The sequence below is a fragment of the Cupriavidus taiwanensis LMG 19424 genome (assembly GCF_000069785.1).
Classification (GTDB): Bacteria; Pseudomonadota; Gammaproteobacteria; order Burkholderiales; family Burkholderiaceae; genus Cupriavidus; species Cupriavidus taiwanensis.
Window position 1 is genome coordinate 2,009,392 of sequence record NC_010530.1, and the last position, 24,450, is coordinate 2,033,841.

General features: G+C 66.3%; 23 protein-coding genes. 6 read left to right on the forward strand and 17 right to left on the reverse strand.

Annotated elements, in window-relative coordinates; translation table 11 throughout:
• The first annotated feature begins 63 nt into the window (after positions 1 to 63).
• The gene (locus tag RALTA_RS24525) at positions 64 to 867 is read left to right on the forward strand and encodes a BPL-N domain-containing protein (protein WP_012356653.1); all 804 of its coding nucleotides are present in this window, start codon (positions 64 to 66) and stop codon (positions 865 to 867) included.
• Between the two features lie 6 nt (positions 868 to 873).
• Here the strand turns inward: RALTA_RS24525 and RALTA_RS24530 are convergent, their stop codons facing one another.
• Entirely contained in the window at positions 874 to 2,028 is a 1,155-nt protein-coding gene (locus tag RALTA_RS24530; RefSeq protein ID WP_157877237.1) for a hypothetical protein, read from the reverse strand.
• 181 nt (positions 2,029 to 2,209) lie between these two features.
• Between RALTA_RS24530 and RALTA_RS24535 the strand changes: the two genes are divergently transcribed.
• Complete coding sequence (locus tag RALTA_RS24535) at positions 2,210 to 2,524, forward strand: DMT family transporter (protein WP_012356655.1); 315 nt, start codon at positions 2,210 to 2,212, stop codon at positions 2,522 to 2,524.
• A gap of 86 nt (positions 2,525 to 2,610) precedes the next feature.
• On the opposite strand, the gene bcsS is transcribed toward RALTA_RS24535, so the two are convergent.
• Together bcsS and RALTA_RS24545 are read right to left on the reverse strand one after the other, a co-directional pair.
• Complete coding sequence (gene bcsS / locus RALTA_RS24540; protein ID WP_012356656.1) at positions 2,611 to 3,324, reverse strand: cellulose biosynthesis protein BcsS; 714 nt, start codon at positions 3,322 to 3,324, stop codon at positions 2,611 to 2,613.
• Between the two features lie 16 nt (positions 3,325 to 3,340).
• Complete coding sequence (locus RALTA_RS24545) at positions 3,341 to 5,485, reverse strand: glycosyltransferase (RefSeq protein ID WP_012356657.1); 2,145 nt, start codon at positions 5,483 to 5,485, stop codon at positions 3,341 to 3,343.
• A gap of 671 nt (positions 5,486 to 6,156) precedes the next feature.
• Here RALTA_RS24545 and RALTA_RS24550 point away from each other — a divergent pair.
• Entirely contained in the window at positions 6,157 to 8,013 is a 1,857-nt protein-coding gene (locus tag RALTA_RS24550; protein WP_012356659.1) for an ABC transporter ATP-binding protein, read from the forward strand.
• A gap of 32 nt (positions 8,014 to 8,045) precedes the next feature.
• Here RALTA_RS24550 and RALTA_RS24555 read toward each other — a convergent pair whose 3' ends face one another.
• From RALTA_RS24555 to RALTA_RS24570, 4 genes are all read right to left on the reverse strand, one after another.
• The gene (locus tag RALTA_RS24555; RefSeq protein WP_012356660.1) at positions 8,046 to 8,852 is read right to left on the reverse strand and encodes a sterol desaturase family protein; all 807 of its coding nucleotides are present in this window, start codon (positions 8,850 to 8,852) and stop codon (positions 8,046 to 8,048) included.
• 128 nt (positions 8,853 to 8,980) lie between these two features.
• Positions 8,981 to 10,360, reverse strand: a complete 1,380-nt coding sequence (locus RALTA_RS24560; protein WP_025585398.1) for an MFS transporter — start codon at positions 10,358 to 10,360, stop codon at positions 8,981 to 8,983.
• Between the two features lie 157 nt (positions 10,361 to 10,517).
• Positions 10,518 to 11,792, reverse strand: a complete 1,275-nt coding sequence (locus RALTA_RS24565) for an iron-containing alcohol dehydrogenase (RefSeq protein ID WP_012356662.1) — start codon at positions 11,790 to 11,792, stop codon at positions 10,518 to 10,520.
• 61 nt (positions 11,793 to 11,853) lie between these two features.
• Positions 11,854 to 12,579, reverse strand: coding sequence for an alpha/beta fold hydrolase (locus RALTA_RS24570; protein WP_157877239.1), 726 nt, complete (start codon positions 12,577 to 12,579; stop codon positions 11,854 to 11,856).
• A 138-nt stretch (positions 12,580 to 12,717) separates the two neighbouring features.
• On the opposite strand from RALTA_RS24570, the gene RALTA_RS24575 reads away from it, so the two are divergent.
• A complete protein-coding gene (locus RALTA_RS24575) occupies positions 12,718 to 13,431 on the forward strand; it encodes a GntR family transcriptional regulator (RefSeq protein ID WP_012356664.1) in 714 nt (237 codons plus the stop codon).
• Positions 13,432 to 13,570: 139 nt separating this feature from the next.
• On the opposite strand, the gene RALTA_RS24580 is transcribed toward RALTA_RS24575, so the two are convergent.
• The 5 genes from RALTA_RS24580 to RALTA_RS24600 all read right to left on the reverse strand — a co-directional run bounded on the left by RALTA_RS24580 (position 13,571) and on the right by RALTA_RS24600 (position 16,772).
• Positions 13,571 to 13,846: a DUF2795 domain-containing protein gene (locus RALTA_RS24580; protein ID WP_012356665.1), complete on the reverse strand. Its 276-nt coding sequence runs from the start codon at positions 13,844 to 13,846 to the stop codon at positions 13,571 to 13,573.
• A 118-nt stretch (positions 13,847 to 13,964) separates the two neighbouring features.
• Positions 13,965 to 14,165, reverse strand: a complete 201-nt coding sequence (locus RALTA_RS24585) for a DUF2188 domain-containing protein (RefSeq protein WP_012356666.1) — start codon at positions 14,163 to 14,165, stop codon at positions 13,965 to 13,967.
• Between the two features lie 15 nt (positions 14,166 to 14,180).
• On the reverse strand, positions 14,181 to 14,402 hold the full coding sequence (locus RALTA_RS24590) for a DUF2188 domain-containing protein (protein ID WP_025585404.1): 222 nt from the start codon (positions 14,400 to 14,402) through the stop codon (positions 14,181 to 14,183).
• Positions 14,403 to 14,703: 301 nt separating this feature from the next.
• Positions 14,704 to 15,576, reverse strand: a complete 873-nt coding sequence (locus RALTA_RS24595; RefSeq protein ID WP_012356668.1) for a citryl-CoA lyase — start codon at positions 15,574 to 15,576, stop codon at positions 14,704 to 14,706.
• Positions 15,573 to 16,772: a CaiB/BaiF CoA transferase family protein gene (locus RALTA_RS24600; protein ID WP_012356669.1), complete on the reverse strand. Its 1,200-nt coding sequence runs from the start codon at positions 16,770 to 16,772 to the stop codon at positions 15,573 to 15,575. The genes RALTA_RS24595 and RALTA_RS24600 overlap by 4 nt, the downstream gene beginning before the upstream one ends.
• Positions 16,773 to 16,920: 148 nt before the next feature.
• On the opposite strand from RALTA_RS24600, the gene RALTA_RS24605 reads away from it, so the two are divergent.
• Positions 16,921 to 17,739: an IclR family transcriptional regulator gene (locus tag RALTA_RS24605; RefSeq protein ID WP_012356670.1), complete on the forward strand. Its 819-nt coding sequence runs from the start codon at positions 16,921 to 16,923 to the stop codon at positions 17,737 to 17,739.
• 200 nt (positions 17,740 to 17,939) lie between these two features.
• Here the strand turns inward: RALTA_RS24605 and RALTA_RS24610 are convergent, their stop codons facing one another.
• Positions 17,940 to 19,154 (reverse strand): M20 aminoacylase family protein, encoded by a 1,215-nt coding sequence (locus RALTA_RS24610; RefSeq protein WP_050976523.1) that lies wholly within the window; start codon positions 19,152 to 19,154, stop codon positions 17,940 to 17,942.
• 8 nt (positions 19,155 to 19,162) lie between these two features.
• Complete coding sequence (locus tag RALTA_RS24615; RefSeq protein WP_012356672.1) at positions 19,163 to 20,167, reverse strand: Bug family tripartite tricarboxylate transporter substrate binding protein; 1,005 nt, start codon at positions 20,165 to 20,167, stop codon at positions 19,163 to 19,165.
• A gap of 126 nt (positions 20,168 to 20,293) precedes the next feature.
• Here RALTA_RS24615 and RALTA_RS24620 point away from each other — a divergent pair, with 126 nt between their 5' ends.
• On the forward strand, positions 20,294 to 21,205 hold the full coding sequence (locus RALTA_RS24620) for a LysR family transcriptional regulator (protein WP_012356673.1): 912 nt from the start codon (positions 20,294 to 20,296) through the stop codon (positions 21,203 to 21,205).
• 274 nt (positions 21,206 to 21,479) lie between these two features.
• On the opposite strand, the gene RALTA_RS24625 is transcribed toward RALTA_RS24620, so the two are convergent.
• The 3 genes from RALTA_RS24625 to RALTA_RS24635 form a co-directional block, all read right to left on the reverse strand.
• Positions 21,480 to 22,310, reverse strand: coding sequence for a tyrosine-protein phosphatase (locus RALTA_RS24625; protein ID WP_157877241.1), 831 nt, complete (start codon positions 22,308 to 22,310; stop codon positions 21,480 to 21,482).
• Between the two features lie 461 nt (positions 22,311 to 22,771).
• Complete coding sequence (locus tag RALTA_RS24630) at positions 22,772 to 23,773, reverse strand: YkgJ family cysteine cluster protein (protein WP_242405284.1); 1,002 nt, start codon at positions 23,771 to 23,773, stop codon at positions 22,772 to 22,774.
• Positions 23,680 to 24,447, reverse strand: a complete 768-nt coding sequence (locus RALTA_RS24635) for a MetQ/NlpA family lipoprotein (RefSeq protein ID WP_012356678.1) — start codon at positions 24,445 to 24,447, stop codon at positions 23,680 to 23,682. Before RALTA_RS24635 ends, RALTA_RS24630 begins: the two co-directional genes overlap by 94 nt.
• Between the last annotated feature and the right edge of the window lie 3 nt (positions 24,448 to 24,450).

The following is a 24,450-nucleotide window of genomic DNA, read 5'->3' on the forward strand; positions in this document are numbered from 1 at the left end:
GACGGCATGGCGTTTTCGATACCGAACGGCTAGAGTCCGAGAGGACAAGACACGAGTGCGGCGATGCCCAGGCCCCAGATCCTTACCTATGTCGACGCCGGCGCTTCCGACTGGACCGCATGCCTGATGCGGACCATCGGCCATCAGCTTCCCGCCGGGGCCTACGAACTCCGTGCGGTCATGGCAAACGAGATCCGGCACGACGCCACGCTCTTCGATGATGCGGTGATGTTCGTCATGCCGGGCGGCGCCGACCTGCCCTATTGCGCCTTGCTCAACGGCGCGCCGAACACGCGCATCCGGCGGTTTGTCGAGGAAGGCGGCGTCTATCTGGGAATCTGCGCGGGCGCCTACTACGCGTGCCGCGAGCTGGCCTTTCATGCCGGCACCCGTGGCGCAATCTGCGGCCCGCGCGAACTGCGCCTGGTGGATGCGGTGGCAGTCGGCTCGCTGCCTGAACTGACCGGCGGCAAGCTCTATGACGGCACGCCGCGCACCACGGCCGCGGTGGAGCTGCGGACCACGGACAAGCTGACGGACGTCCCGCTATCGCTTTACACCCACTACCACGGTGGCTGCCGCTTCGACTTCGCCGACGCTCCCGCCCCCGGGACCGAAGTCCTGGCCGTCTATGCCGGGATTCCCGGCTCGCCGCCCGCCATCGTCAGCGCACAGGTGGGCAAGGGCCGCGCGCTGCTGACCGGGGTCCATCTGGAAATTTCGGAACGCGAGTGCAAGGATGCCTTGCGTGGACACAGCGATATGTCCCAATACCTGCACGTGTGCGACCGGCTGGCGGACACCGGCGATGCACGCCTGGCGGTGTTTCGCCGCCTGCTGGCGCTGGGTGGGCTTGCGCTCGGCTGAGCGGCCCTAGCGCTTCAGCTTCCCCTCCGCATCCTCGGTAAAGTAATAAAGGTGCGTATTGTCCGGCGCCTCGCTGATGCCCTCGCCGCTCGGACGGAATTCAATATGGCGCTGGAATTTTTCGCTGTCGGCGCGCGCGTCGCGCTCGGCGGTCTGCAGCGCGACGGCATAGGGCATGGGCTCCTTCGACTTCTCGATCTCCAGCAGCAACGTCTGTTCGTTGACCCGCACGCTGTATTTGCCGAGGTTGAACAGCAGGTACATCGCCAGCAGGTTGTCATAGTCCTGGTAAGCCCCGGCCTCGCGGCGGAAGTCCAGTGACAGCACCGAGGGAAAGCGATCGGGCAGGTCCTTGAAGGCGACCTTCTCTTCTTCTTGCGGATCGACATAGGTCGAGCCGCGGTACTTCTTGTACAGCACCACGTCCATGCCGTAGTTGCGCTGGGCCCATTCCCGGATCAGCTTCATCGCCATCTCGGTCGGAATATTGGCGGTGGCCGCCGCCACCATGCGCCGGCCTGAAAACAGCTTCGCGCCAGTTATTTCCAGGTCGCGATAGCCGGCGCCGAACTTGAACGCGGAACCGATGGTCTTGGCGCAGTTCAGCCGCAGGTAATCGTACTGGATCGGACCCGGGTGATATTCCGTGTCGCTGCGTTGCTGGCGATAGTCGTCGTTGATGCGGCGGAAATAGGCGGCCAGCGCCGCCTTGTCCGCCGCGGGCACGCCGTAGACCCGCACCCCGATGACCGAGCGCTTGTAGATCTCGCCGAAATCCAGGCCGAACGATGCGGTCTCGGCGACCGTGGACACGGTCTTGAACAGATACTCCTGCTTGGGGATGGCGATCATCAGATCGGTGGTGTAGCGTCCGCTCGCGTGCGCGGGGTCGCGATCGGCGTAGAAGTTGGCCGAGTACACCCTCTCTTCGCCCGCCGCGTCGTCACGCAGCGCCAGCGCGATATGACCGGCGGATCCGCCCTTGGAGGTGCCGAAACTGATCAGCAGTTCCAGGTCATACGGGTCTTCGCGCAGCCGTGACGCGACCTGTTCGAGGTTGGCGGGCTCCGGCCCGCCCTTGCTGCCGAATTCGCTGGCCAGGGCCAACCGCGGCAACAGCAACACCATCGCGACGAACCACAGCACCGGCCTCGTTCTCATTATTTCCCCCGACTTCGGACGCCCCTGGGCATGACCATGACATGCCGACGATACCATGCGGCCCCTCGGCACGGCGCACGCCCGCCCGGCGATCCGGTACAATGCTGCACTTTCGAGGACGACCTCGCCCGCCGTGGGTATGAATGTCCGGGACGGCCCGGCTCTTGATCAAGGAGCCGTCATGGCCTGGATATTTCTCGTCATCGCCGGGGTACTCGAAGTGCTCTGGGCGTACTCCATGAAGCTGTCCGAAGGCTTTTCACGCCCCGGCTACTCGGCCATCACGCTGGTGGCCATGATTGCCAGCTTCGCCCTGCTCTCCCTGTCCATGAAAAGCCTGCCGCTCGGCACGGCCTACACCATCTGGACCGGCATCGGCGCCGTTGGCGCGTTCCTGGTGGGATTGTTCGTGCTGGGCGAGCCGGCCAGCGCGGTCAGGATCCTGGCGGCGGGGCTGATTGTCAGCGGGCTGGTGATGATGAAGCTGGCTTCCTGAAGCCACCTTCGGTCCCGACTGGCCAAACGCTGCTGGCGCCGATCTGCCGGCACGTTGCTTCACGGACCGCCTTGACCGGTCCGCGCTCAGAACGCCTTGCTCAGCTCCAGCCCGCCATAGAAGGCGCGCGGCTCGCCCGCGGTCTTCTTGGCGCCGGCAAAGAATCCCAGGTTCACGCCCTTGCCGACGGCAATGCCGGTCAGCACCAGGCCACCCTGGGTGGCATGGTAGAACGGGTCGCCGTGCTTGATGAATTCCACGCCGGCCCAGGCATCGCCGAAGACCTTGTAGAGCAGGCGGCCGCGGGCCCAGTAGGCCTTGGGCCCGAAGTTATAGCTGGCAATGCCGTTGATCGCCCAGTTCCGCGCAAACTCCTGTTGGCCCAGCACGGTCAGCGCGAGGCCCCACTCACCGCCGTCGGAGCGGTTGTCCGCCCCCTCCGGCGACACGCGGTTATAGCGGTAGCGGGCGCCTGCCGAGAACTCGGCCCAGCCCGTCGACCAGCCCTTCTGCAGGCCGAGCGCGGCCTCGGCGGCCTGTCCGTTCACCGACACGGTGGTCCCGTTCGTGCCGTATTTGTAGTGGTAATCGCTGATCACCAGCTTCTGCGTCAGGAATGGCACGGGCAGCAGATTGCCGCTGATCCCGGCGTATTCGCTGCGCTCGCCGCCGCCCGCAAGGCTTGCGCCGCCGAACAGAAACGGTCCCGCGGCCGCCTGCGTCGAGGCGAGCAGCGAAAGGCCGCCGAGTAGTGCCGCCGCAAGCCGTCGGCACGCCGCGCCATGGCCTCTGTGCGCCATCATAAGGATTCCCTGGTTAGGCCGCGCTATGCGGCGCAATGTGGTACAGGTGAAAGTCACCGGTCGGCGTGCTGACCCGCCCGGTGGGCGTCAGCCGGATGGACTGCTCATGGGCGCCGCCCGCGCGGGCGGCCAGCGGCTGGCGCAGGGTGGCGCTGGCATGGAAGTCCAGTTCGGTGCTGCTGAACAGCAGCGGCGCCGCGCCGTCCATGGTGGCGATCGCAACGGGCAGCATGTCGACGCGCAGCGGCTGCATCAACAGCCCCGCGGCCCAGATATACGCGACCGATGACCGGCCCTCGTCACCGCCGAGTATCTCGGCAAGACGCGTCAGCGGCGGCGTCTCCGTCTCGCGCAGCGCTCCCATCTCGAGCTGCAGCCGGCTGCCGAAGAGGAACGTCTCCAGCGCACCGGTATTGCCATGCGCCGACCAGTTGAACCGCAGGCCGACGGACATGCCGTAAGGAGCGCCGGGCGCAGCGGCCCTCACAAAGGTGGCAATGGCGGTATCGCGAACGATGAGGTTGGGCAGGTGCAACGCCACGTCGACCGCGTCGCCCAGCGCCAGGCCCGGTATCGCCTCCCCCAGGTACAGTGCGCCGTTCGGCGACAGGTCCGCGGTCAGTCCCAGGCAGGTCTTGCCGTTGACCGTCAGCGTCGCCGGGACGCGCAGCGGAAAGCGGTATTCGGCGCGGCGGTTACGCGAGTGCTTGCGGGCGTAAGCCGCCACCGCGGCGGCGCTGCCAAGCGTCATCAGCGTCCAGAACAGCGTCACCAGACCGGCGCCGAGCGGGATGCTGCCGGTGTAGATCCGGTACAGGCCGACCGGCACGCTGGCGGCTGCCACGGCGCAGAGGACCAGCAATGGCGACAGCCACAGCCACATCTTGCCGGTCTGGGTCATCTGCTTGTCGGTCACGGCAAACGGGATATTCTTGCGGAACAGGCCGACACTGGTCGACATGAACGCAAAGAAACGGGCCATGGCGTACTGCTCGCTCAGGAACAGCGAGTTGTAGCCGCGCCCGAGTTCCAGGTGCACCAGGATCGAAAGCAGGTAGTACAGGCAGAACAGCAGCAGGAAGTTGTTCAGCGGCGAGATGATCGGCAGCACGCCGGTCAGGAACACCACCGGCGGCGTCAGGAAGAAGACCAGCTTCTGCCAGCCCTCGAAGAAAAACAGGGCCGAGGCCAGATAATTGAGGCGCTGGCCGAGAGTCAGCCCGCGGCCGAACAGGATGTTCTCTCGCCGGAATACCTGCATCGCGCCCATGCCCCAGCGCATGCGCTGCTTCAGGTAGGTATCGATGCTGTGTGGCGCCAGGCCGAACGCCAGCGACTCGGCGTGGTACACGGACTGGTAGCCGAGCTTGTGCATGCGGATCGCGGTGTGCACGTCCTCGGTCACGGTTTCCGTCGCGAAGCCGCCGATCCGCGCCACCGCGGCGCGGCGGATCACGGCGCAGCTGCCACAGAAGAACGCGGCATTGAGCGCGTCCTTGCCGCGCTGGATCACCTTGAAGAACAACGCCTGCTCATCCCACACCCGCTTCTTGCCCAGGCGGTGGTTGAAGGAGTCGATGTTGAAGAAGTCCTGCGGCGTCTGCACGAATGCCACCCGCTGGTCGCGGAAATAGCCCAGGGTCTTGACCAGGAAGTCCTTGCGCGGCGCGTGGTCGGCATCGAAGATCGCAATCAGTTCGCCGCTGCTGTGCTTCAGCGCATGGTTCAGGTTGCCGGCCTTGGCGTGGGCGTTGTCGCTGCGCGCGAGATAGCGGCAACCCAGTTCCTGCGCCAGCGCGCGCATCGATTCGCGGCGGCCATCGTCAAGCAGCCAGGTGACATGCGGATAATCCATGCGCATCACCGCCAGCAGCGTACGGCGGATCAGTTCGACCGACTCGTTATAGGTCGGCACGTAGACGTCGACGCTCAGGCCCGGTTCGGGCGGCGGTGCCTCCCGCACCGAAAGCCGGTACGTCATCAGCACGAAGAGCAGGCCGCTGATATAGCCGTAGACCTCGGCCGCATAGAGCGCGATGGAAAACAGCGGGGCCGAAAGATTGATCGTGTCGATCCGCCAGGCGAGATACGTCAGTCCCACCAGCACATACGCGACCACAAGCCATCTGATGGCCCGACCGGGCAATTCTGTTGTCATGCTTTCGTTCCGCTCAGGCGTTATTTTTCTTGGTCAGCACAACCATTGGACAAGAACGCAAGAGGTCAAAGGCGTTGACCGATACAGAGGACATTGGGGAAATTCCCTGCGATCGGGGGAATCCCTTCCGGATGCCCGATCGAGGCCGTCGTGCGATGCGCCGATGCGCCCGACGGCGCAAGGCCGCCCCACTGTCCGGTTACAGCATATAAGGATTTGGCGCATTCCGTAAGTCGTGCGTCAGCGCAAAACAGGGCGTGCCACTCGAGCTGCCTCGTTGGAGCGCGCGGATCTAAGCAACGCTAAATTCAGTATTCAGGATCTGTGCAACGCGTGCGCTCAAGCCGAGACCACGTGAGGCGAGGCCATGTGGTGGTGCTGGCCGCCGCGAGCGGCCGCATACAGTGGATCCAGCGGGTCGCGTGCGACGTGCGCAATACCGCAGCGAGACCGCAGCGAGACCGCAGCGGATCGCCAGGCGGGTCGGTGTTGTAAAACATGAAGTCATGCGGATTCACGAGCTTGACTGCCAGAAATCATGGTTTTCGTTGAGCGGACCGGGCTCTGCGCCGCGCGGCCTCCGGGGGTAGAATCTGCGCCTCGCACCGACGAAGGCCGCCCGGTCCGCATGCCGGCTGGATCGCCGGCCTTCTGCCGTTTCGGAGGACCCCGTGCTGCGCGCGTTCGAACGTCTGCTTGATCCCTTCCCGCCCGACGAGGCGCCACCGCCGCCCAAGGGCCTGGCGCCCTTCCTGTGGGCCTGCACCCGCGGAACACGACGCTACTTCGTCGCGCTGGCGCTGCTGAGCGCCGGCGTGTCGGTCTACGAAGCGTGGCTGTTTTCCTTCCTCGGGCAAGTCGTGGATCTGCTGGCGGCCTGGCAGGGCGGCCGCGAAGCTTCGGCACAGGAGCAGCGCGTGCTGTGGGGGATCGCCGTCGTGCTGGTGGCCAGCGTTGGCCTGGTGGCGCTGCGCACCATGGTGCAGCACCAGGTGCTGGCGATCAACCTGCCGCTGCGGCTGCGCTGGGACTTCCATCGGCTCATGCTGAGGCAGAGCCTGTCCTTCTTCTCCGACGAGTTCGCCGGGCGCGTCACCACCAAGGTCATGCAGACCGCGCTGGCGGTGCGCGAAGTCCTGTTCACCTTCATCGAGATCGTGCTCGCCATCGGCGTGTATTTCATCACCATCATCGCGCTGGCGGGTGGCTTCGATGTGCGGCTGATGGCACCGTTCATCGGCTGGATCGTGCTGTTCGGCCTGGCCATGCTGTATTTCGTGCCCCGGCTGGGCAAGGTGGGACAGGAGCAGGCCCATGCCCGCTCGTCGATGACCGGACGCGTCACCGACGCCTACACCAATATCACCACCGTCAAGCTGTTCTCGCACACCCGGCGCGAGGCGCATTTCGCGCGCGCCGCGATGGAGGATTTCAAGGACACCGGGTTCCGGCAGATGCGCCTGGTCAGCCAGTTCGAGATCGTCAACCAGGCCCTGGTGGTGGCGCTGATCCTGGCGGCGGGCGGCTACGCGCTGTGGCTATGGCACCGGGCCGAGATCGGCACGGGCGCGGTGGCCGCGGTCACCGCCATGGCGCTGCGCATCAACGGCATGTCGCACTGGATCATGTGGCAGATGGCCTCGTTGTTCGAGAACATCGGCACGGTGCAGGATGGCATTGCCACGCTGACGCACGTGGCCAAGGTCCAGGATGCGCCGGGCGCCCCCGCGCTGCAGATCCGGCGCGGCGAGGTGGAATTCGACCAGGTCCGCTTCAACTACAACGGCGAGCGCCAGGTGCTGGATGGCCTGAGCCTGACCGTGCGTCCCGGCGAAAAGATCGGGCTGGTGGGCCGCTCCGGCGCGGGCAAGTCCACGCTGATCAACCTGCTGCTGCGCTTCTACGACGTGGACAGCGGCCGCATCCGCATCGACGGCCAGGACATTGCCCACGTCACGCAGGACAGCCTGCGCAGCGCCATCGGCATGGTGACCCAGGACACCTCGCTGCTGCATCGCTCGATCCGCGACAACATCGCCTACGGCCGCCCCAACGCCACCGAAGAGGAAATCCGCCACGCCGCCGTGCACGCGCAGGCCGACGGCTTCATCCGCCAGCTGAGCGACCAGCACGGCCACACCGGCTACGACACCCTGGTCGGCGAACGCGGCGTGAAGCTCTCCGGCGGCCAGCGCCAGCGCATCGCGATTGCGCGCGTCATGCTCAAGAACGCGCCCATCCTGCTGCTGGACGAGGCCACCAGCGCGCTGGACTCCGAAGTGGAAGCGGCGATCCAGGAAAGCCTCGACGAAATGATGGAGGGCAAGACCGTGATCGCGATCGCCCACCGCCTCTCCACCATCGCCGCCATGGACCGCCTGATCGTGATGGACCAGGGCCGCATCATCGAACAGGGCACGCACGCCGAATTGCTGGCGAAGAACGGCACCTATGCGCGGCTGTGGCGGCACCAGAGCGGCGGCTTCCTCGGCGAAGAGCAGGACGAGATGACCGACTCGGTGGCGTAGCGCGGCGGGCGATCGGCAGGCATGCAGACCGGCTACGCGGCCATGGCGCGGCGTTCGTCCTCATCGAGCACCGGCCCGTCGAGCGTCACGCGCGAATGGTCGGTGCGGAATTTCCGGATGATCGGCTTGAGCTCTTCCTTGACGTGCGCTTCGCTGTATCCGTTGAACAGGTGCCCGAGCAGGCCGCGGCGCAGGTCGGACGTGCCCATGATGTAGTCGGCGATCGGGAAGGTGAGGTTCATGTTGTACTTCATCATGATGCCCATGTTGTGATGCGCGGTGTGGTGGCGGCGAATGGTGTTGATGAAGGGCATGTTGCGCACGAACCAGTTGTCGTGGACATGGCAGCAGTAGTGGAAGGTCTCGTAGACCAGGTACTGCGCCACCATGGTGATGAAGACGAAGTAGCCGGCGTTGGCGTTGAAGATCAGCGATGCCAGGTAGCCCAGCCCGCCGCCGCCCACACCAAGCGTCGCCAGCACGCGCCAGGGGAAGAACACGATGCGGAATTCGCGCGTGGTGTCGATGGTGGGTTCCTGGTCGGTGAAATACTGGTGGTGCTGGCGCGTGTGGCGCTCATAGATGGCGCGCAGCGCAAAGACGTCGATGCGGCGGTGCATGACATAGCTGTGCAGGAACCATTCCACGAAGTTGCCGGCGAGGAATACCGGCACGATCAGCGCCCACTCCCAGGTCACGTTGTGCAGCTGCCGGCTTGCCCACCACAGCGCGCCCACGCCTACCCCGTAGATCACGGCAATATGCAGCAGGCCGTTGTAGAGCGGGCTGATATCGGCCTTGTATTGCTCCCTGAACTTGCGTTGGCGTTCCGTCATCATGATTGCATCTCCGTAAAACCGCGCCGCACTAACATATCAGTTGGATATAAAAGTGTGGCGATCCAAAAAATGCCCCTGGTGGCCAGGGGCGCCAATGCAGGCGCGGCGGGTCGCCGCGCGGCGTACCGTCAGTGCGAGACTTCCTCCAGCGCCTTGCCGCGGGTTTCGACGCCCAGCAGCAGGACCGCCGCGGCAGCCACCGCAAACGACAGTGCGCCCAGCGTGAAGACTCCGCCCTGGCCCGCGACCGGCAGCAGCACGCCGACCAGGTAGGGTCCGGCCAGCGAGCCGACGCGGCCGATCGACGAAGCAAAGCCGGAGCCGGTCGCGCGCGATCGCGTGGGGTAAAGCTCCGGCGTATAGGCATAAAGCACGGACCACATGCCGAACAGGAAGAACTGCATGCACAAACCCGCGGCGATCAACTGCTCCACCGGCAGCCGGTGCACGGCCGCCTGGCCGTAGGCATAAGCGGCCACGGCGCTGCCGATCAGCATGAGCGCGCAGGTGGGCTTGCGGCCCCACTTTTCCAGCAGCCATGCCGAGAAGATGAACCCGGGGATGCCGGCCAGCGAGATATAGACCGTGTAGAGCACGGACTTGGTCACGGCGTAGCCGGCCTGCTGCAGCAGCGCGCCGAGCCACGTGGTGAGTCCGTAATAGCCCAGCAGCGCAAAGAACCAGACCGACCACAGCATGATGGTGCGGCGCGCATAGGGACCGCTCCACAGCTCCATGAAGCGTGCCTTGCGGCCAGGCGCCGCCGTGCCGCCGAAGGTGGCGGAGACCGCCGGCAGCGGGCGGCCCGAGGCGCGTTCCACGCGCTGCTCGATGCCGGCCATCACCGTGTCGGCCTCCGACTTGCGGCCGACGTCCTCGAGCCAGCGCGGCGACTCCGGCACCATGCGGCGCACCACGAACACGAACACCGCAGGCACCGCCAGCGCGATAAAGATGCCGCGCCAGCCGATCACCGGCAACAACAGGTACGTCAGCGCGCCGGCCGCGATAAAGCCGATCGGCCAGAAGCCCTCCAGGATCGCGACATACTTGCCGCGGCTCTTCGCGGGGACGATCTCCGAGACCATCGACAGGCCGATCGGAAACTCCATGCCCATGCCGAATCCGAGCAGCACGCGATAGAGCATCAGCGAGGTCACGCTGTCCGCCAGCCCGCACATCAGGCTGCCCACGCCCCAGAAGATCATGCTGACCTGGAACACCGGCTTGCGGCCGAAGCGGTCCGCCAGCAGGCCGGCGATGGCCGCGCCCAGGAACATGCCGAGGAAGCTGGAACTGGCCAGCAGGCCGGCCTGCGCCGCGCTCAGGCCGAACTCCGCCTTGATCGAGCCCAGTACGAACGTCATCAGGCCCAGATCCATCGAATCGAAAAACCACGCCGTGGCGATGATGCCGAACAGCGAGCGCTGGTAGCCGGTCATCGGCAATCGTTCCAGCCGCGCCGCGATACCCGCCTCCAGCTTGAGGGCGCCTGCAGACATGTCCATGGTTGTCTCCTGTGTCAACGAGACGCGCTCTGTATGGCGCGCTTCTAATATATTAGTTGCACATCTCTGATGTTCAAGTAATGGTTTACCGCCAGGCCAACCTGCGGCTGGCGGCAAACGGGTCTGCAGGCGTGGGCTGAGGCGTCCTGCCGGCCTCCTACGCCACGCGACGCGGGTGCGCCCGGGTCTGCGCTTCCGCGGGCAGCGTGCCCGCCCACGCATTGCGCACAATGGCGGCATAGCGCGCGGGAACATCGGGCACCGGGAAAGCCTTGGCGAGGCGCGCAACCCCCAGGGCATCGCGCACCAGGGCGTCGATATCGCCCTGCCCGACACCGCAAGCCTGGAGCGTGGTGGGAAGACCGACCGCTGCCACCAGCTCGCGCACCGCGCCGGGCACCCGCGCCACTGCGATATCGGGATCGCTTTCGGCGATGTCCAGCAAGCGTGCAATCGCCAGCAGTTCCTCGCGGCGCACGTCGGCCAGCACATCGAGCACATACGGCAACATCACGGCGTTGGTGGTGCCATGCGACAGGTGCGTCAGGCCCGCGACGGCGTAGGCAATGCCATGCACGGCATTGAGCCCCGCGCTGCCGTATGACAGCGCCGCGTAGACGCTGGCGTAGCTCATGCCGATGCGCGCCTCGGTGTCGCTGCCGTCCCGGTAGCTGCGCAACAGGTATCGGCCGCACAGTCGGATCGACTCGTGTGCGAACAGCATCGTCAGCGCGTTGCGGCCGCTGTAGCCTGGATCCGGGTCGCCGCCGCGGTCAAAGCGCGCCGAATCTAATGTCAGGTAGGACTCGATCGCATGGGTCAGTGCATCGATGCCGGCATCGGCGGTAACCCGCGGTGGACAGGTGTAGGTGAATTCGGGATCGACCAGCGCCACCCCGGGGCGCAGGCGATTGTCCATCACCGCCACCTTGGTCGCGTTATCAGGATCGACCAGGATCGCGCCGGGCGTCGCCTCCGAGCCGGTGCCGGCCGTGGTGGGCATGGCAATCAGCGGCAGGATGGGCGTACCGGCATCGATCCGGCCGAGGAACGCGCGCACGGGCCTGCCGCCTGGCAGAGTCAGGCACAGCGCCTTGGCCAGGTCGATATTGCTGCCGCCGCCCAGCGCGATGACATGATCGACCGGCAGGCCGCCGAGCCGTTCGCGCACCGCCGCCGTGGCCGCGTCGCACAGCGTGGTGGTGGGATCGGGCATGCCGCCGTCATAGACCAGCAGCTCAACGTCATGCGCGCGGGCGCCCGCGACGAGTTCGTCGACCCACGGCGTGGCGCCGGTGAAGAACGTGTCCGTCACCACCAGGCCCCGGCGATAGCCGAGCCGGTGCAGCAGCGCGGGCAACTGGGCGCGGCATCCGGCGCCCATGACCAGCCGCGCCGGGGCGCAGAAATATACGAGATCTTCCACTCTCATGCTGTCTCCTGTGGGATGGGTTGAGCTGAAGGGAATCGCAGCGGTGGCCGGGATGGCACCGCTATGCCGATTGCGCGGGCCAGCGCGCGCGCAGGTGGCGGGCGATCTCTGACGTGCGTTGCGTCAGCACGCCATGGCCGGCGCCGGGGAGCACGAGCAGTTCAGCATCGGCAATGCCGTTGGCCAGCATCTCGCCGTGGGCAAGCGGGCAATCGTCGTCTTCACTGCCGTGGATCACCAGCGTGCGGCAACGCACCTGTGCCAGCGCGCTGCGCTGGTCGGTGTGGCGGATCGATTCCCAGGTCCACGCCACCGTGCGATGGTCCGCTGCCTCGCGCAGCGCCAGACGTCGTTCACGCGTGGCAATGGCCTGCAGCAATGCGGCGGGTGGGCCGGGCTCGAACCATTGCACCGCGTTCAGCTGCGGCGTGCCGGAAACCAGCAACAGCTCCGCAGGCAACGGCCGTCCCGAGTGCTGGTGCGCGCCGGCAAGATAAGCCAGCGCCACGGACACGCCCATGCTCCAGCCGGCCAGCACGAATGGGCCGCGCACGTAGTGGCGGAGCGTGCGGTGCAACACTTCGGCGCAGGCATCGAGGGAGCAAGCCTGCGCGTCGGCGGGCGGCATCGCGTTGCCGCGCCCCGGCAGGTTGGGGAGGACGAAGGTGCACCGGTCGGCCAGCTGCTGCGCCAACGGCATCCACGCGCCACGCGTGCCCTGGATGCCGTGCAGGGCCACCACCGTCACCGGCCCGCGCCCCGTGATCAATACGTCATCGCTTGCCACGCCGCCTCCCGCACACATCTAATATATTAGTCGCATAGTAGCAGAAAACAGCCAGTGCGCAAGCTGTTGGGATGCCATGTACAAAAGCTGCGTACGGCTCATATACAATGGGCTTTCCGTGCTTCCAGACGCTTGTCCATGAACGCAAGAACTGCCACCCGCCCACGCGCCGCGGCCACGCCAGAGCCCGAAGAGTCCGCCAGCCAGCGCGGCAAGCTGACCGACCTGGCCTACGAGCAGATCGAGGAGGCCATCGTGACGCTGCAGCTGGCGCCGGGCAGCTCGGTATCCGAGCTGCAGCTGAGCGAAATGACCGGCATCGGGCGTACGCCGATTCGCGAGGCGATCCAGCGGCTGGCGCGCGAGCACCTGATCATGGTGCTGCCGCAGCGCGGCTTGCTGATCGCGCCGATCGACGTCGGCCGGCAGTTGCGCCTGCTCGAGACCCGCCGCGAAGTCGAACGCCTGATCTGCCGCTGCGCCGCCCGCCGGGCGACGCCCGAGCAGCGCGAGCATTTCAAGCGGCTGGCCAAAGAGTTCGAACAGTCGTCACGCAGCGGCGACGATGTCGCCTTCGTCCGCGCCGATAGGGAATTCAACGAACTGTGCCTGGTGGCGGCGCGCAATGAGTTTGCCGAGGGCGCCATGCGTCTGATGCACGGCCTGTCGCGCCGGTTCTGGTACCTGCACTACAAGGAAGCGGCGGACCTGCCCACCATGTCGAAGCTGCACGCCGCCGTGGCCTCGGCGATTGCGCGCGGCGAGGTCGACGGCGCCGGCGCTGCGCTCGACGCACTGCTGGACAATATCGAAGCGTTCACGAGGGCCACGGTGCTGGGGGACTATCGCTAGCTCAGGCGTGCCGTTCGGGCGGGATGAGTACATGGAGATGAAATAGCAGCGGCCGCCAGCGCGTCATGACGCTGTGCATTGAAGCAACTGCCCTGCAATGCTGTAAATCTTGTCCGGGGCGGACGTCCGCCCGGTAGCCTCAGCGCTTGTGCGCCACCGCCTCGGACACTTGCGCCGGGTCTTCGTATTCGCGGTCCGGAATTCCCTCCAATGCCTCGGTAATGGACGCATCGGCGCCCGCCTCACGCGCCTTGTCCAGCAACTGATCGCGGCTGGCCGGGTAGTCGACGCCCTTCAACGCGCGTTGCAGCTCGATCGGGTTGGGCATGCCGGTATCCTCGCCGCCACCGGATTTGCCGCCCTGCTCGCCGGCCTGAGATCTTGTGCCATGGTCTTGCTTCGTACGGGTAGTCATTTCGCGCTCCAGATCGGTGGGTCATGCAGCGGCCGGCCATTGCTGTCGACATAGCCGGTCCGCGCCTGAGCCAAGGGCGATCGCAAGGAACGTTCCCGACAAACCCGGCGAAGCCCCCTCAATGGCGCCAGTCCGGTTCCTTTTTCTTCCGGCAGGTCCCGTGGATCAGCAGTACCGCGTCGTTTGCCATGGCCATCTGCACGCCCGCCGCGATGGCGAGATCGCGTGACGGGTAGGTGGTGAACTGCGGGACGCCGTCCACCTCAACCGTCCAACGGGCGTCTTCCGTCGGCCGGATCTGAACGGTAATCGTCGTCATATCGGTCCTTGGACCTCACCCGCTCAAGGCAGCGAGCTCAGCGCCGAACCGGTTTCGCTCACGGACATGACCGTCGCGTCCGTGGATGAGCAGGTCGACCTGCCTTCGCCTGGCCTGCTCCCAGCCGGCGGCGATTGCCTCTTTCTGCGTTCGGAAAGTTTCGCGACCGTGTCCTCCATCGGCCACAACCGCCCAGCGGTCACCTGCCGCGACAACGTGAACATCCTTGCTTGCCATGATTGTCTCCTGCGGTTGCCGCGAGCCCTCGGCGAGCGCTATGCCAGCGTTTGCCAACATGCCCAATGCGCCGTGACGGGCGTCCCGAAGGCCGGCGCCATCCTTCCGTCAGGGAGCGCTGATGATGCATGGACACTTGCACAGCACATGCATGCGGCCATTCCGCATTGCCATAAGGCCGGTATAGACGATCGAGGCCCGCGGCGGTGTCCGGCAACGTCCTACGATAGCGATGGCGCCGGAGGGAGAAGGGCGCCCGGGGTCGGCGCCGATCTCGCCGGTGCAAGGCCTGGTCGGTGTGTCAAGGCTTGCCGACGTCGGGCACGTCGCGCTGCGGCGTGCCGTCATAGGTCCACAGGAACTGGCGCGGGATGGGTCCCTTGTTGCGCCCGCCCTGGTTGGCCTGCTCCCACGCATGCGCCAGGATGCCGACCGACCGCGACAGGCAAAACAGCCCACGTGCCAGCGGTGCGGGAAAGCCTAGTTCCGCATAGATGACGGCGGTGGCGCCATCGATATTCATGGGGATCGGCTTGCTGCGGCCCGCCGACAGCGCCCGCTCGATCGCCAGCGCGATAGTCGCATAGCGACCGTTGACAACGCCGTCCGCCGCGGCCTGCTCCACCAGTGCGAGCAGGCGCGGAGCGCGCGGATCGACGGGATGGAAGCGGTGACCGAAGCCCGATACGAACTTGCCGTGCAGGTCGCGATAGTGCTGCAGCGCGGCGGCGACGGCCTCCTCCAGGGCAATGCCGGCGTCGGTGCGCGCCGCGACATCTTCATACAGCGCCACCGCCTGCTCGCCCGCGCCGCCATGCACATCGCCCAGCACGTTGACGGCCGAGGCCATCGCATTGTTCAGCCCCACGCCGCATGTCGCCGCCATGCGGGCAATGGCGATGCTGGGCGCCTGCGGACCGTGGTCGACGGCGGCCATCAACGCCGCGTCAAGCAGTTCACCCTGGCCCCGGCCGGGCAGCTCGCCACGCAGCATCAGCCAGATCATCTGCGCGAACGAGACACGGCCGATCAGCTGTTCGATGGGATAGCCGCGGTAGCGGATCTCGCCCGGACGCATGTCGATGATTTCCGTGCGCCACCAGTCCTGCGCCAGGCGCTGGCCCGGGTCCATGGCGCGATCCGTGCCGGTGGATGCCTTGTCGATGTCGCTCATACCGCGCGCTCCTCGGTCAGTTGCTGGATGTCCGCGTCGCTGTAGCCCAGCTGGCCCAGGATTTCGCGCGTATGCTGGCCCAGCTCGGGCGGCGGCGTGTCGACTGCCGGTGCTTCGCGGTTGAGCTTGAAGCCGGTGCGCACCACCCGGATATCGCGCCCGACGCCCGGTGCATTGGCGAAGGCGCCGATCATGCCGCGGTCGCGCACCTGCGGATGCGACAGCGTGTCGGGCACGCTCAGGACCGGCCCTGCCGGCACCCCGGCATCGTTCAGCAACGGCCACCATTCGGTGGCGGGCTTGCGGGCCAGCTCGGCTTCCAGCGCCGCGGTTAGCGCGGCGCGGTTGGCCAGGCGCGCCTGGCGCCGGGCAAAGCGTTCGTCGGTGGCGAGTTCGGGCCGGCCCACCACGCGGCACACGGCTTCGAACTGCTCCTGCTTGTTGGCGGCGATATTGAGCAGCCCGTCGCCGGTACGGAACGTTCCCGACGGGCTGGCGGTCATGTTCTCGTTGCCCATCGGCACCGGGTCCCGGCCGGCAATCAGGTGGTTGGATACCACCCAGCCCATGGTGGCAAGCGTGGCCTCAAGCATCGATACATCGATGAAGTAGCCTTCGGTGCGCTGGTGGTCCGCCAGCGACGCCGCCACGGCAAACGCCGCGGTCAGTCCGCCGATGGTGTCCGAAACCGGATACCCGACACGGTACGGCGCGGTCTGCGCATCGCCGGTAATGCTCATCACGCCCGACATGCCCTGGATGATCTGGTCATAGGCCGGCAGTCCCGCCAGCGGCCCGTCCTGGCCAAACCCGGAGATGGCACAGTAGATCAGGCGCGGGTTGTCCTGCTTCAGCGTGTCGTAGCCCAGGCCAAGCCGGTCCATCACGCCGGGCCGGAAATTCTCGACCACCACGTCGGCGCCGCGCACCAGCTTGCGGAACACCTCCTTGCCGCGCGCATGCTTGAGGTTGATGGTGATGGACTGCTTGCCGGGGTTCTGCGCCAGGAACGACACCCCCATCAGGCGCTGGTTGAGGTCGGCATCGGCGCCAAGCTGGCGCGCGAGGTCACCGGTGCCCGGGGTCTCCACCTTGATGACTTCGGCACCCATATGGGCAAGCTGGTGGCAGCAGAAGGGCCCGGCCAGCACGTTGGTGAGGTCGAGCACGCGGATATTGCGCAGGGGTTTTTGCATGGCGGCTTCCGACGTTCTATCAGATAGACTGATGTTCTACTGCAAAGAACTTTAATATCCATGCTGGGCGGGAAATATCCGCGTATACCCGCGATTTTTGCCATTTCTTGCGGCGCGTGTTCTACTAGACAGAACCGACCCCATCGATATGGACGAGAACCAGACATCCCCCAACCGTGGCCTTCCACTTGCCGTGGCATCCGATGCCTCCAGCGGCGTGGCAGTGCTGGACCGCGCTTTTGCCATCCTTGGCGCATTCGGCCCGGACGACGAGCGCCTGAGCCTGACCGAACTGTCGCGTCGCACCAATCTGTACAAGAGCACGGTGCTGCGCCTGCTGGGTGCCCTCGAGCACGGCGGCTTTATCCGCAAACTGCAGGACGGGCAATACGCGATCGGACCGGAGCCCCTGCGGCTGGCCGCGATCTTCCAGCGCTCGTTCCGGGTCGGCCCAGTCATCGAGAATCTGCTGGAACAGATCAGCCGCGAACTCGGCGAGACCGCATCGTTCTACGTCCGGCAGGGAGACCGGCGCCTCGTGCTGTATCGCGTCGAGCCCGCGCGGGCCGTGCGCGTCTCCATCGGTGTCGGCGACGAATTCCCCATCGACCGCGGCGCCTCGGGCAAAGTGCTGCTCGCCTTCAGCGAACCCGGCGACCAGCGCTGGGAGGAGGTGCGTGAGCGCCTGTGGGCGGTGTCCTATGGCGAGCGTGAATCGGAAACCGCTGCAGCGTCCGTGCCGGTGTTCGGCGCCACGGGCGAACTGGCGGGCGCCCTGACGTTATCGGGACCCAGGCAGAGATTCAGCGCCGCGCCCACGATGTTCGCGGCCATCGCGACGCTGCTGAAGGCAGCCGGGCAGGCGACCGAGATCCTGGGCGGCAGCCGCGCCCGCTTCGATGCGGGCATTGCGGATCTTCGTATGGAACAGGTCATCGCCAGCGGTGCCGTTGGCGCGCAGGACTAGATCGCGCCTGGCATGCAGGCCGGGCAACGCAGGCGGGCACCGTGCTGGCCGGCCTCGCGTTTGGCGTGACAAACGCCCAACGCTCGACGGCACCCGCTTTGGCAAGCAATCAACCCAACCTCACCAGGTTCAGCGCCGCCAGCGGTCCTCCAGGAAACTGGTGCTGCCTGCCGCCCACAAGCGTCCCACACTCGGCTAGCCTAGGCACTTGTCCGGGCGTCCGCCGAGTAGTCCGGCCATGGCTGGTCCACCAGGAAGCGCTCGCATAGCAGCGCCCAGTACGCCGCGCCCACCGGAATATTGGCGTCATTGAAGTCATAGCCCGGGTTGTGCACCATGCAGCCGCCCTCGCCCCCCTCGCCATTGCCAATCCACAGGTAGCAACCAGGCACCGCGTCGAGCATGAAGGCGAAGTCCTCGCTCGCTGCGATCGGTGGTGCCTGGCAGTTGACGTGAGCGGGCCCCAGCAGTTCCAGCGCAACCTGGCCAGCAAACGCCGTTTCCGCCGGCGTGTTCACCAGCACCGGATAACCGCGCTCGTAGTCGATCTGCGCCGCCACGCCGTAGCTTTGCGCCTGCGCGCAGACCAGCTCGCGGATGCGCTGCTCGAGTTGGTCGCGCACGCCGCGATCCAGCGCGCGCACACTCAGCCTGAGCACGGCCTGCGCAGGGATGATGTTGGAAACGGTGCCAGCCTGGAAAGCGCCCACCGTGATCACCGCCGTTTGCAGCGGATCGACATTGCGCGCCACGATGGTCTGCAAGGCCATCACGATCGAAGCGCCGGCCACGACCGGATCGGCCGCGTTGTGCGGGAACGCCGCATGGCCGCCGATGCCTGTAAGCGTGATGGTCACGTTGTCGGCCGAAGCCTGCGCCGCGCCCTGGCGCAGCAGCAGCCGGCCTGGCGCCGAGCCGGGGACGTTGTGCATGGCGAAGATAGCATCGCAAGGGTACTTGTCGAATAGCCCCGCTTCCATCATCCGCCTGGCCCCACCCAGGCCCTCCTCCGCCGGCTGGAAAATCAGGTTCAGCGTGCCGCTGAAATTGCCATGCAGTGCGAGATGCCTGGCCGCGCAAAGCAGCATGGCGGTATGCCCGTCGTGCCCGCAGGCATGCATTACGCCAGGATGGGAGCTGGCATAGGGCAGTCCGGTGGCTTCGGCCATCGGCAGCGCGTCCATGTCGGCGCGGATGCCGAGACTGCGGCTGCCGCTGCCGCACCGCAGCCGGCCCACGACGCCGGTGGTGCCGAGCCCGCGTTCCACCTCGTAGCCCCATTCGGCGAGCAGGCTGGCCACGATGTCGCTGGTTCGGTGTTCCTCGAAGCCGAGTTCCGGATGGCGATGGATGTCGCGGCGGATGGCAACGAACGGTTCGGCGCTGTCACGCAGCGCCGCGAGCAGTGGATGCATGGCGTCCCTCATTGCGGCTGCAGGCCGATGGCACGCGCAATGCCGCGGTACTGGTCGATGCTCTGCTGGTACGCCTTCTGGCTCTCCGCCAGCGATGCCGGACGGGATGCGGGCAGGTTCGCGGCATCCAGGCTGGCACGTACCGCCGGGTCGGCCAGCGTCTGCGCCAGCGCCTTGTGCAGCGCCTGCACGACCGGCTCGGCGGTGTCCTTCTTCACGAAGACGCCGGCCCAGGTCGTGTAGTTGAAGCCGCGCAGCGCCCTGCTTTCATTGACGCTTGGCACGGACCTGACCGCGTCGAGCCGCGTGGGTGACAGCACCGCCAGCATCCTGACCTGGCCGGTGCGCATGCGCTCGATGTCGGGCTTGCCGAACGGCGAGATAAAGATATCGACGATTCCGCCCACCAGGTCCTGGATCACGGGTGCGCCGCCCTTGTAGGGCACGTGCGTCATCGGCGCGCCGATGGTCTGCGACAGGTGCGCCCCTAGCAGGTGGTAGAGCGAGCCGATGCCGACGCTGGCATAGGTCAGCGGCTTGCCCGCGCGGGCCGCCTGCGCGGCATGGGCCGCGAGTTCATCGACATCCTTCACCGGCAGGTCCTTGCGCACCAGGATGGCCAGGTCGACCGCGCCGACCATATGTACCAGCCGGAAGTCCTCGCTCTTGTACTTGATGGCGGCATTCGCCAGCGGCGTCGTGATCAGTTCGCCGGGGCCGGCCTGCAGCAGCAGGTGCCCGTCGGCCGGCGCATGCAGGACCTTCTGCGCGGCGATCGCGCCGCCGGCGCCGCCCAGGTTCTCGACGATGACCGGCTGGCCGAACTGCCGGCCCAGCGGCGCATTGAGGTTGCGGGCGACCACGTCCGACAGCCCGCCCGCCGGGAACGGCACCAGCAGCGTGACCGGCCGGTCGGGATAGGCGTGGGCCGGCGCCAGGCCCACGCACAGCAGGCCGGCCACCGCGCCACGCAGCAGCCGGCGGGCAATGTTCTGGAATCGGATTCGGGTCATGGCAGTCTCCTCGGCGCGTTGCGTCGCTTTGTGTGTTGTGCGACGGATCGTATCGGGCAGCCTGCTATGTGTCCAATGCATTACTCGTCTAAAATTTATTCATAAAACTCATCCACAAGGCAGTAGATGCACCTCAAACACCTGCGGCACCTGCTCATGGTCGCGGACGTGGAATCGTTCAGCCGCGCCGCGCAACGGCTGCACCTGACCCAGTCGGCGCTGAGCCGCAGCATCCAGGCGCTGGAGGACGAGCTTGGCGGCAAGCTCATCGACCGCCATGGCCGGCGCAATGTACTGACCCCGCTGGGCGAGCTGATCGCAGAGCGGGCCCGGCGCATGCTGTTCGAGGAAGCCGAGCTGCACCGCAGCGTCGAACTGTTCCACCGCCATCACCTCGGCGCCATCCGCGTCGGGCTGGGCGCTGGCCCCGGCGCGGTGCTGATGACGCCGTTCCTGCGCCACATGGCCATGCACCACCCCGGCATACAGGTGGCGGTGTCGCTCGGCACTTCCGACGCGCTGATGATCCAACTGCGCCAGCGCACGCTGGACGCGGTCATCGTGGAGGTCACCAGCGTGGCGCCGGCCACCGACCTGCGCCACGAATTGCTGGCGCAGCTGCAGGGCCGCTTCATCTGCCGCGCGGGCCATCCGCTGCTACTGCAGGCCGCCGCCGGCGAGACCGTGACCTTCGACGATGTCATGCGCTATCCGCTGGCGTCGGCCCCGCTGAGCCCGGAAGTCGCGCGCGGGCTGGTCAAGCGCTTCGGCGCGCGCGCCGATCCCGAGCATTGCCTGAGCCTGCGCTGCGAGAACGTGCGCAGCCTGGTCGAGGCCGTGCTGGTTTCGGACGCGATCCTGTTCAGCATCGTCGCGGCGGTGCGGACGGAAATCGCCGAAGGAAAGCTGTTCGAACTGGCAACCGCGCCCGCGGTCGACGATGGTCCCCGGTATGCGTTCTTTACCCTGGCGGGCCGGACCGAGGCGCCGAGCATGGCGCTGTTCCGGCGCTTCGTGGACGAGCACCTGCACGACTGACGCCGGGGCTTTGGGCGACGCGAACTGAAAGTGCTACCGGCGAGAGCCTTTCCGAGTGGCCTTCGACGCCATCCGTCGGCACGTCCGATTGCGCGAACGCTCATGCGCTATCACTGCCGAATGCTGCACGGCAGCAGCGTCTCAGTTCGGCCATTCACGGACGTTGGTCCACGTGTACACGGGGACATTCAAATGTCGGCTCTGTACTAGACGGTGGCCCTTCTGTGCACAGCGAGCCAGCACGTCTTCGATCAGCCCGCACGGTACTGGCTGATCATGCAGCTTCGTCCAGGTAATGCGCCTGAAGCCGCGGCACGTCCACTGACAGTGCCTCACGCAGGAAGCGGGCCGTGCTGCCCCATTCCTGTTCGATGGTTTGCAGTGACGCCTGCAGATAGCCTGCGCGGACTTCCAGCAATGGCATAGCGACATCCGGTGCAATATCGAGCGATCCAAGCCGTGCCAGTAGGCCTTTAATCAGGCGCTGGTTCCAGTGGTTCGATTCAAGATAGTTAGCCCGTATCGTGCCGGGCGCGACATCCAGCGCCGACAGCAACAGCATGGTGGCAAAGCCAGCCCTGTCTTTACCCGTGCTGCAGTGATACAGCAACGTTTGTCCCTTCTCTGCCTCTTTCATGAACGCGCCAAAGGCCGACTGGTGCTTGATCGGAAAATCGCGATATACCTGCAACATGAAGTCGTCCATGTCCTGCCGCGTGGCGGCCTGCAGGCGCGGTACCAATTCCTTCATGCTCATGCTGCCTTCCATTACCGGCAGCGCAACCCAATTGAAGGCATCGGCAAAACCTGCTTCGTCGGGCGACTTTTCTTCGGGGGAACGGAAATCGAGGACCACGTCGAGACCGAGGGCTCGCAGCGTTTGGAGGTCGGCCGTGCTTGCCATCCCCGGATTTCCGCTGCGAAACAGCCGGCCCGAGCGCACGCGCCTTCCGTCGCGGCTGCGCAGGCCGCCGAGGTCACGCAGGTTTTGGACGTTTTCCAGCGGCATTGCCTTGCCCGTGAGGACAGTTCCTGAAGCGGCGCTTGCGTGCGAAAACGTTGGAGCTGCGGCTCCCGATAGAAGTGATGCAATCTGGCTTGTCATACGTACTCGAGGTCTCTTCAAAACTTGCGCCGAAGTAGTCCTCCGGCGCACGCGAGCCAGTATTGGCGAAGAGCCGGCTGGTCGTTTGACATTTCGGGACCACTGTTTGACGCTTTGGGACTTCCGTGGGAAACCCTCGACATCAAGGAGGCTGCGGCAAGGCAAATGGCGACGACCGCCCGAGAGTGACCTGTTCGTGATCGGCGGCGGCGATGATTGTCGACCCGGAGCGGTAGAGATTCGCCTTCCCGCCGCCTTGCTCCCGCATAGTCAACAAGGATGGCTGCGTTGTGCTGAAGAAAAAACTGAGGAGTCGATTGGCAGTAGAAAATCGTGGCGCTAGAACAGCGATGATCGTACTCGAGGCGCGACTTGGGTCACCAGGCTTCGCATCCAGCTTGCGCCGTCTGACATCTCCGCCCAGAGTTTCTTTACTAGGCGTCCATTGGCTCGCCCTTGGGTCAGATCGCCAGATATGATTCCACCACGGCTGCGCGATCCGGGTCTGGCGTGATCTGCGCGGCAGAACGCAGATGCGCGGCAAAGCGCAGCAAGGCTGTCTCCATCGCACGCAACTCCGCAGTGACCGGGCGGTCAGCGGCCTGCCGGCGCACCAGCGCGCGGGCGACGTTGCGTCGGATCACCGCTAACTGTACCTCGACAAACTCCAGGCAGCGTCGCTGGCTGAGCGCCGAGGCCGCTGCCAGCACTGCCAATGCCGGCACGAGTGACAGCGTGCGCGCACCCGCCGTCGGCAATGCGGCGATGCCGCCCGGAGCCGCCTGCAAGTCGGGCAGCAACCAGCGGAACACCTGCGAGCTCCACACCGCCTTTTCCCGCGTTTCGTCATGACGGCGATGGTTCAGGGCATCGGCATAGACCGGATCGGTTACGCGCGTAGCGCGCACCAGCTCGCGATACCCGTCGCGCGGACCGGCGACAATGCAGTCGGCGCCGATATAGCCGGCGCCAGCGCGCCGCTGTTCCAGCAGTGCCGGCTGCAGCGCATCCGGCGTCCAGGCATCGAGCGGCACCATGGCGCAGGTGGATGGCCGGTTGGCGTGGATGGTGCAGGCGTTGTCATCGCCCAGTGCAGGACAGCGGTTCAGCGACGGATAGTCCAGGCCCTGCACCGCCAGCATCAGGTATTCACCACCGGGCAGTGCATGACCGAGCCTGGCGGCCAGGGCAGCCGCGTCCGATGCGTGCGCGTTGCCGGCAGTCCGCACGATGCGCATACCGATGGCGCCGACAAAGCGGTCCTGATGCCGGAACAGTTCTGCGAGTGTCAGCTGCGGCGGTGAATTGCAGCACTTGCCGCAGGCGCTGCAGTGAAACGACATCACCGCGGCGCCGGTGCCTGGTGCCGTCACCATGGCCGCCGCACTGAGTCGTTGAAGCGGGTCAGGATGAAGTCCTTGACCGATGCGGAGTGCAGGCCGCGCACGGTGGCGGCCACCCACGGTACCCGGCGGTCCTGCGCGCGTACCGCCAGCACGTTGGCAAACGGCACGCGCGCGTCCTCCATGCCGATGGCATCGCGCGCCGGCTCCAGCCCTGCCGCCGCCGCGGCATCGAATGGCAGCGCCACCAGCGCGCCATCGGCAAGCGCTGGCGCCAGCCGTTCCTGCGCCAGGCGCTGGAACGTCAGCCGGCGCGAATTGGCGCGGATGTCGGCCAACTTCGGCTGCAGCCCTGCCGCGGTATCCAGCCGTACGAGCCCGTATTGATGCATCAGCAACAAGGCGCGACCCTGCCCTTCGGCCTCCGCAGGCAGAACCACCTTGGTCCCCGCGGGCAACTCGGCCAGCCGGGCCGCAGTCCGCGAATAGAGTCCCGTGGGATACGTCACGGTATGCGCCACCGCAACCAGCGTGCCGCCGCTGCCTGGCACACGTGCCAGCGCTGGCGCATGCTGCGCGATGCTGGCGTCGATGCGCCCGGCCGCCAGCGCGGCGCCGGCCTGCGCGCCTTCGGCGAAGCGCACCGGCGCGATACGCACGCCGTTCTGCAGCGCAGTGGCTTGCGCCGCGGCCAGCAACTGGGCATCGGCATCGCGTGCCACGCCTATCCGCACGATGCGCGCCTCCTGTGCGCCGGCGGTCCTTCCCAGCGCCGCCAGTGCCAGGCCGCCCATGAC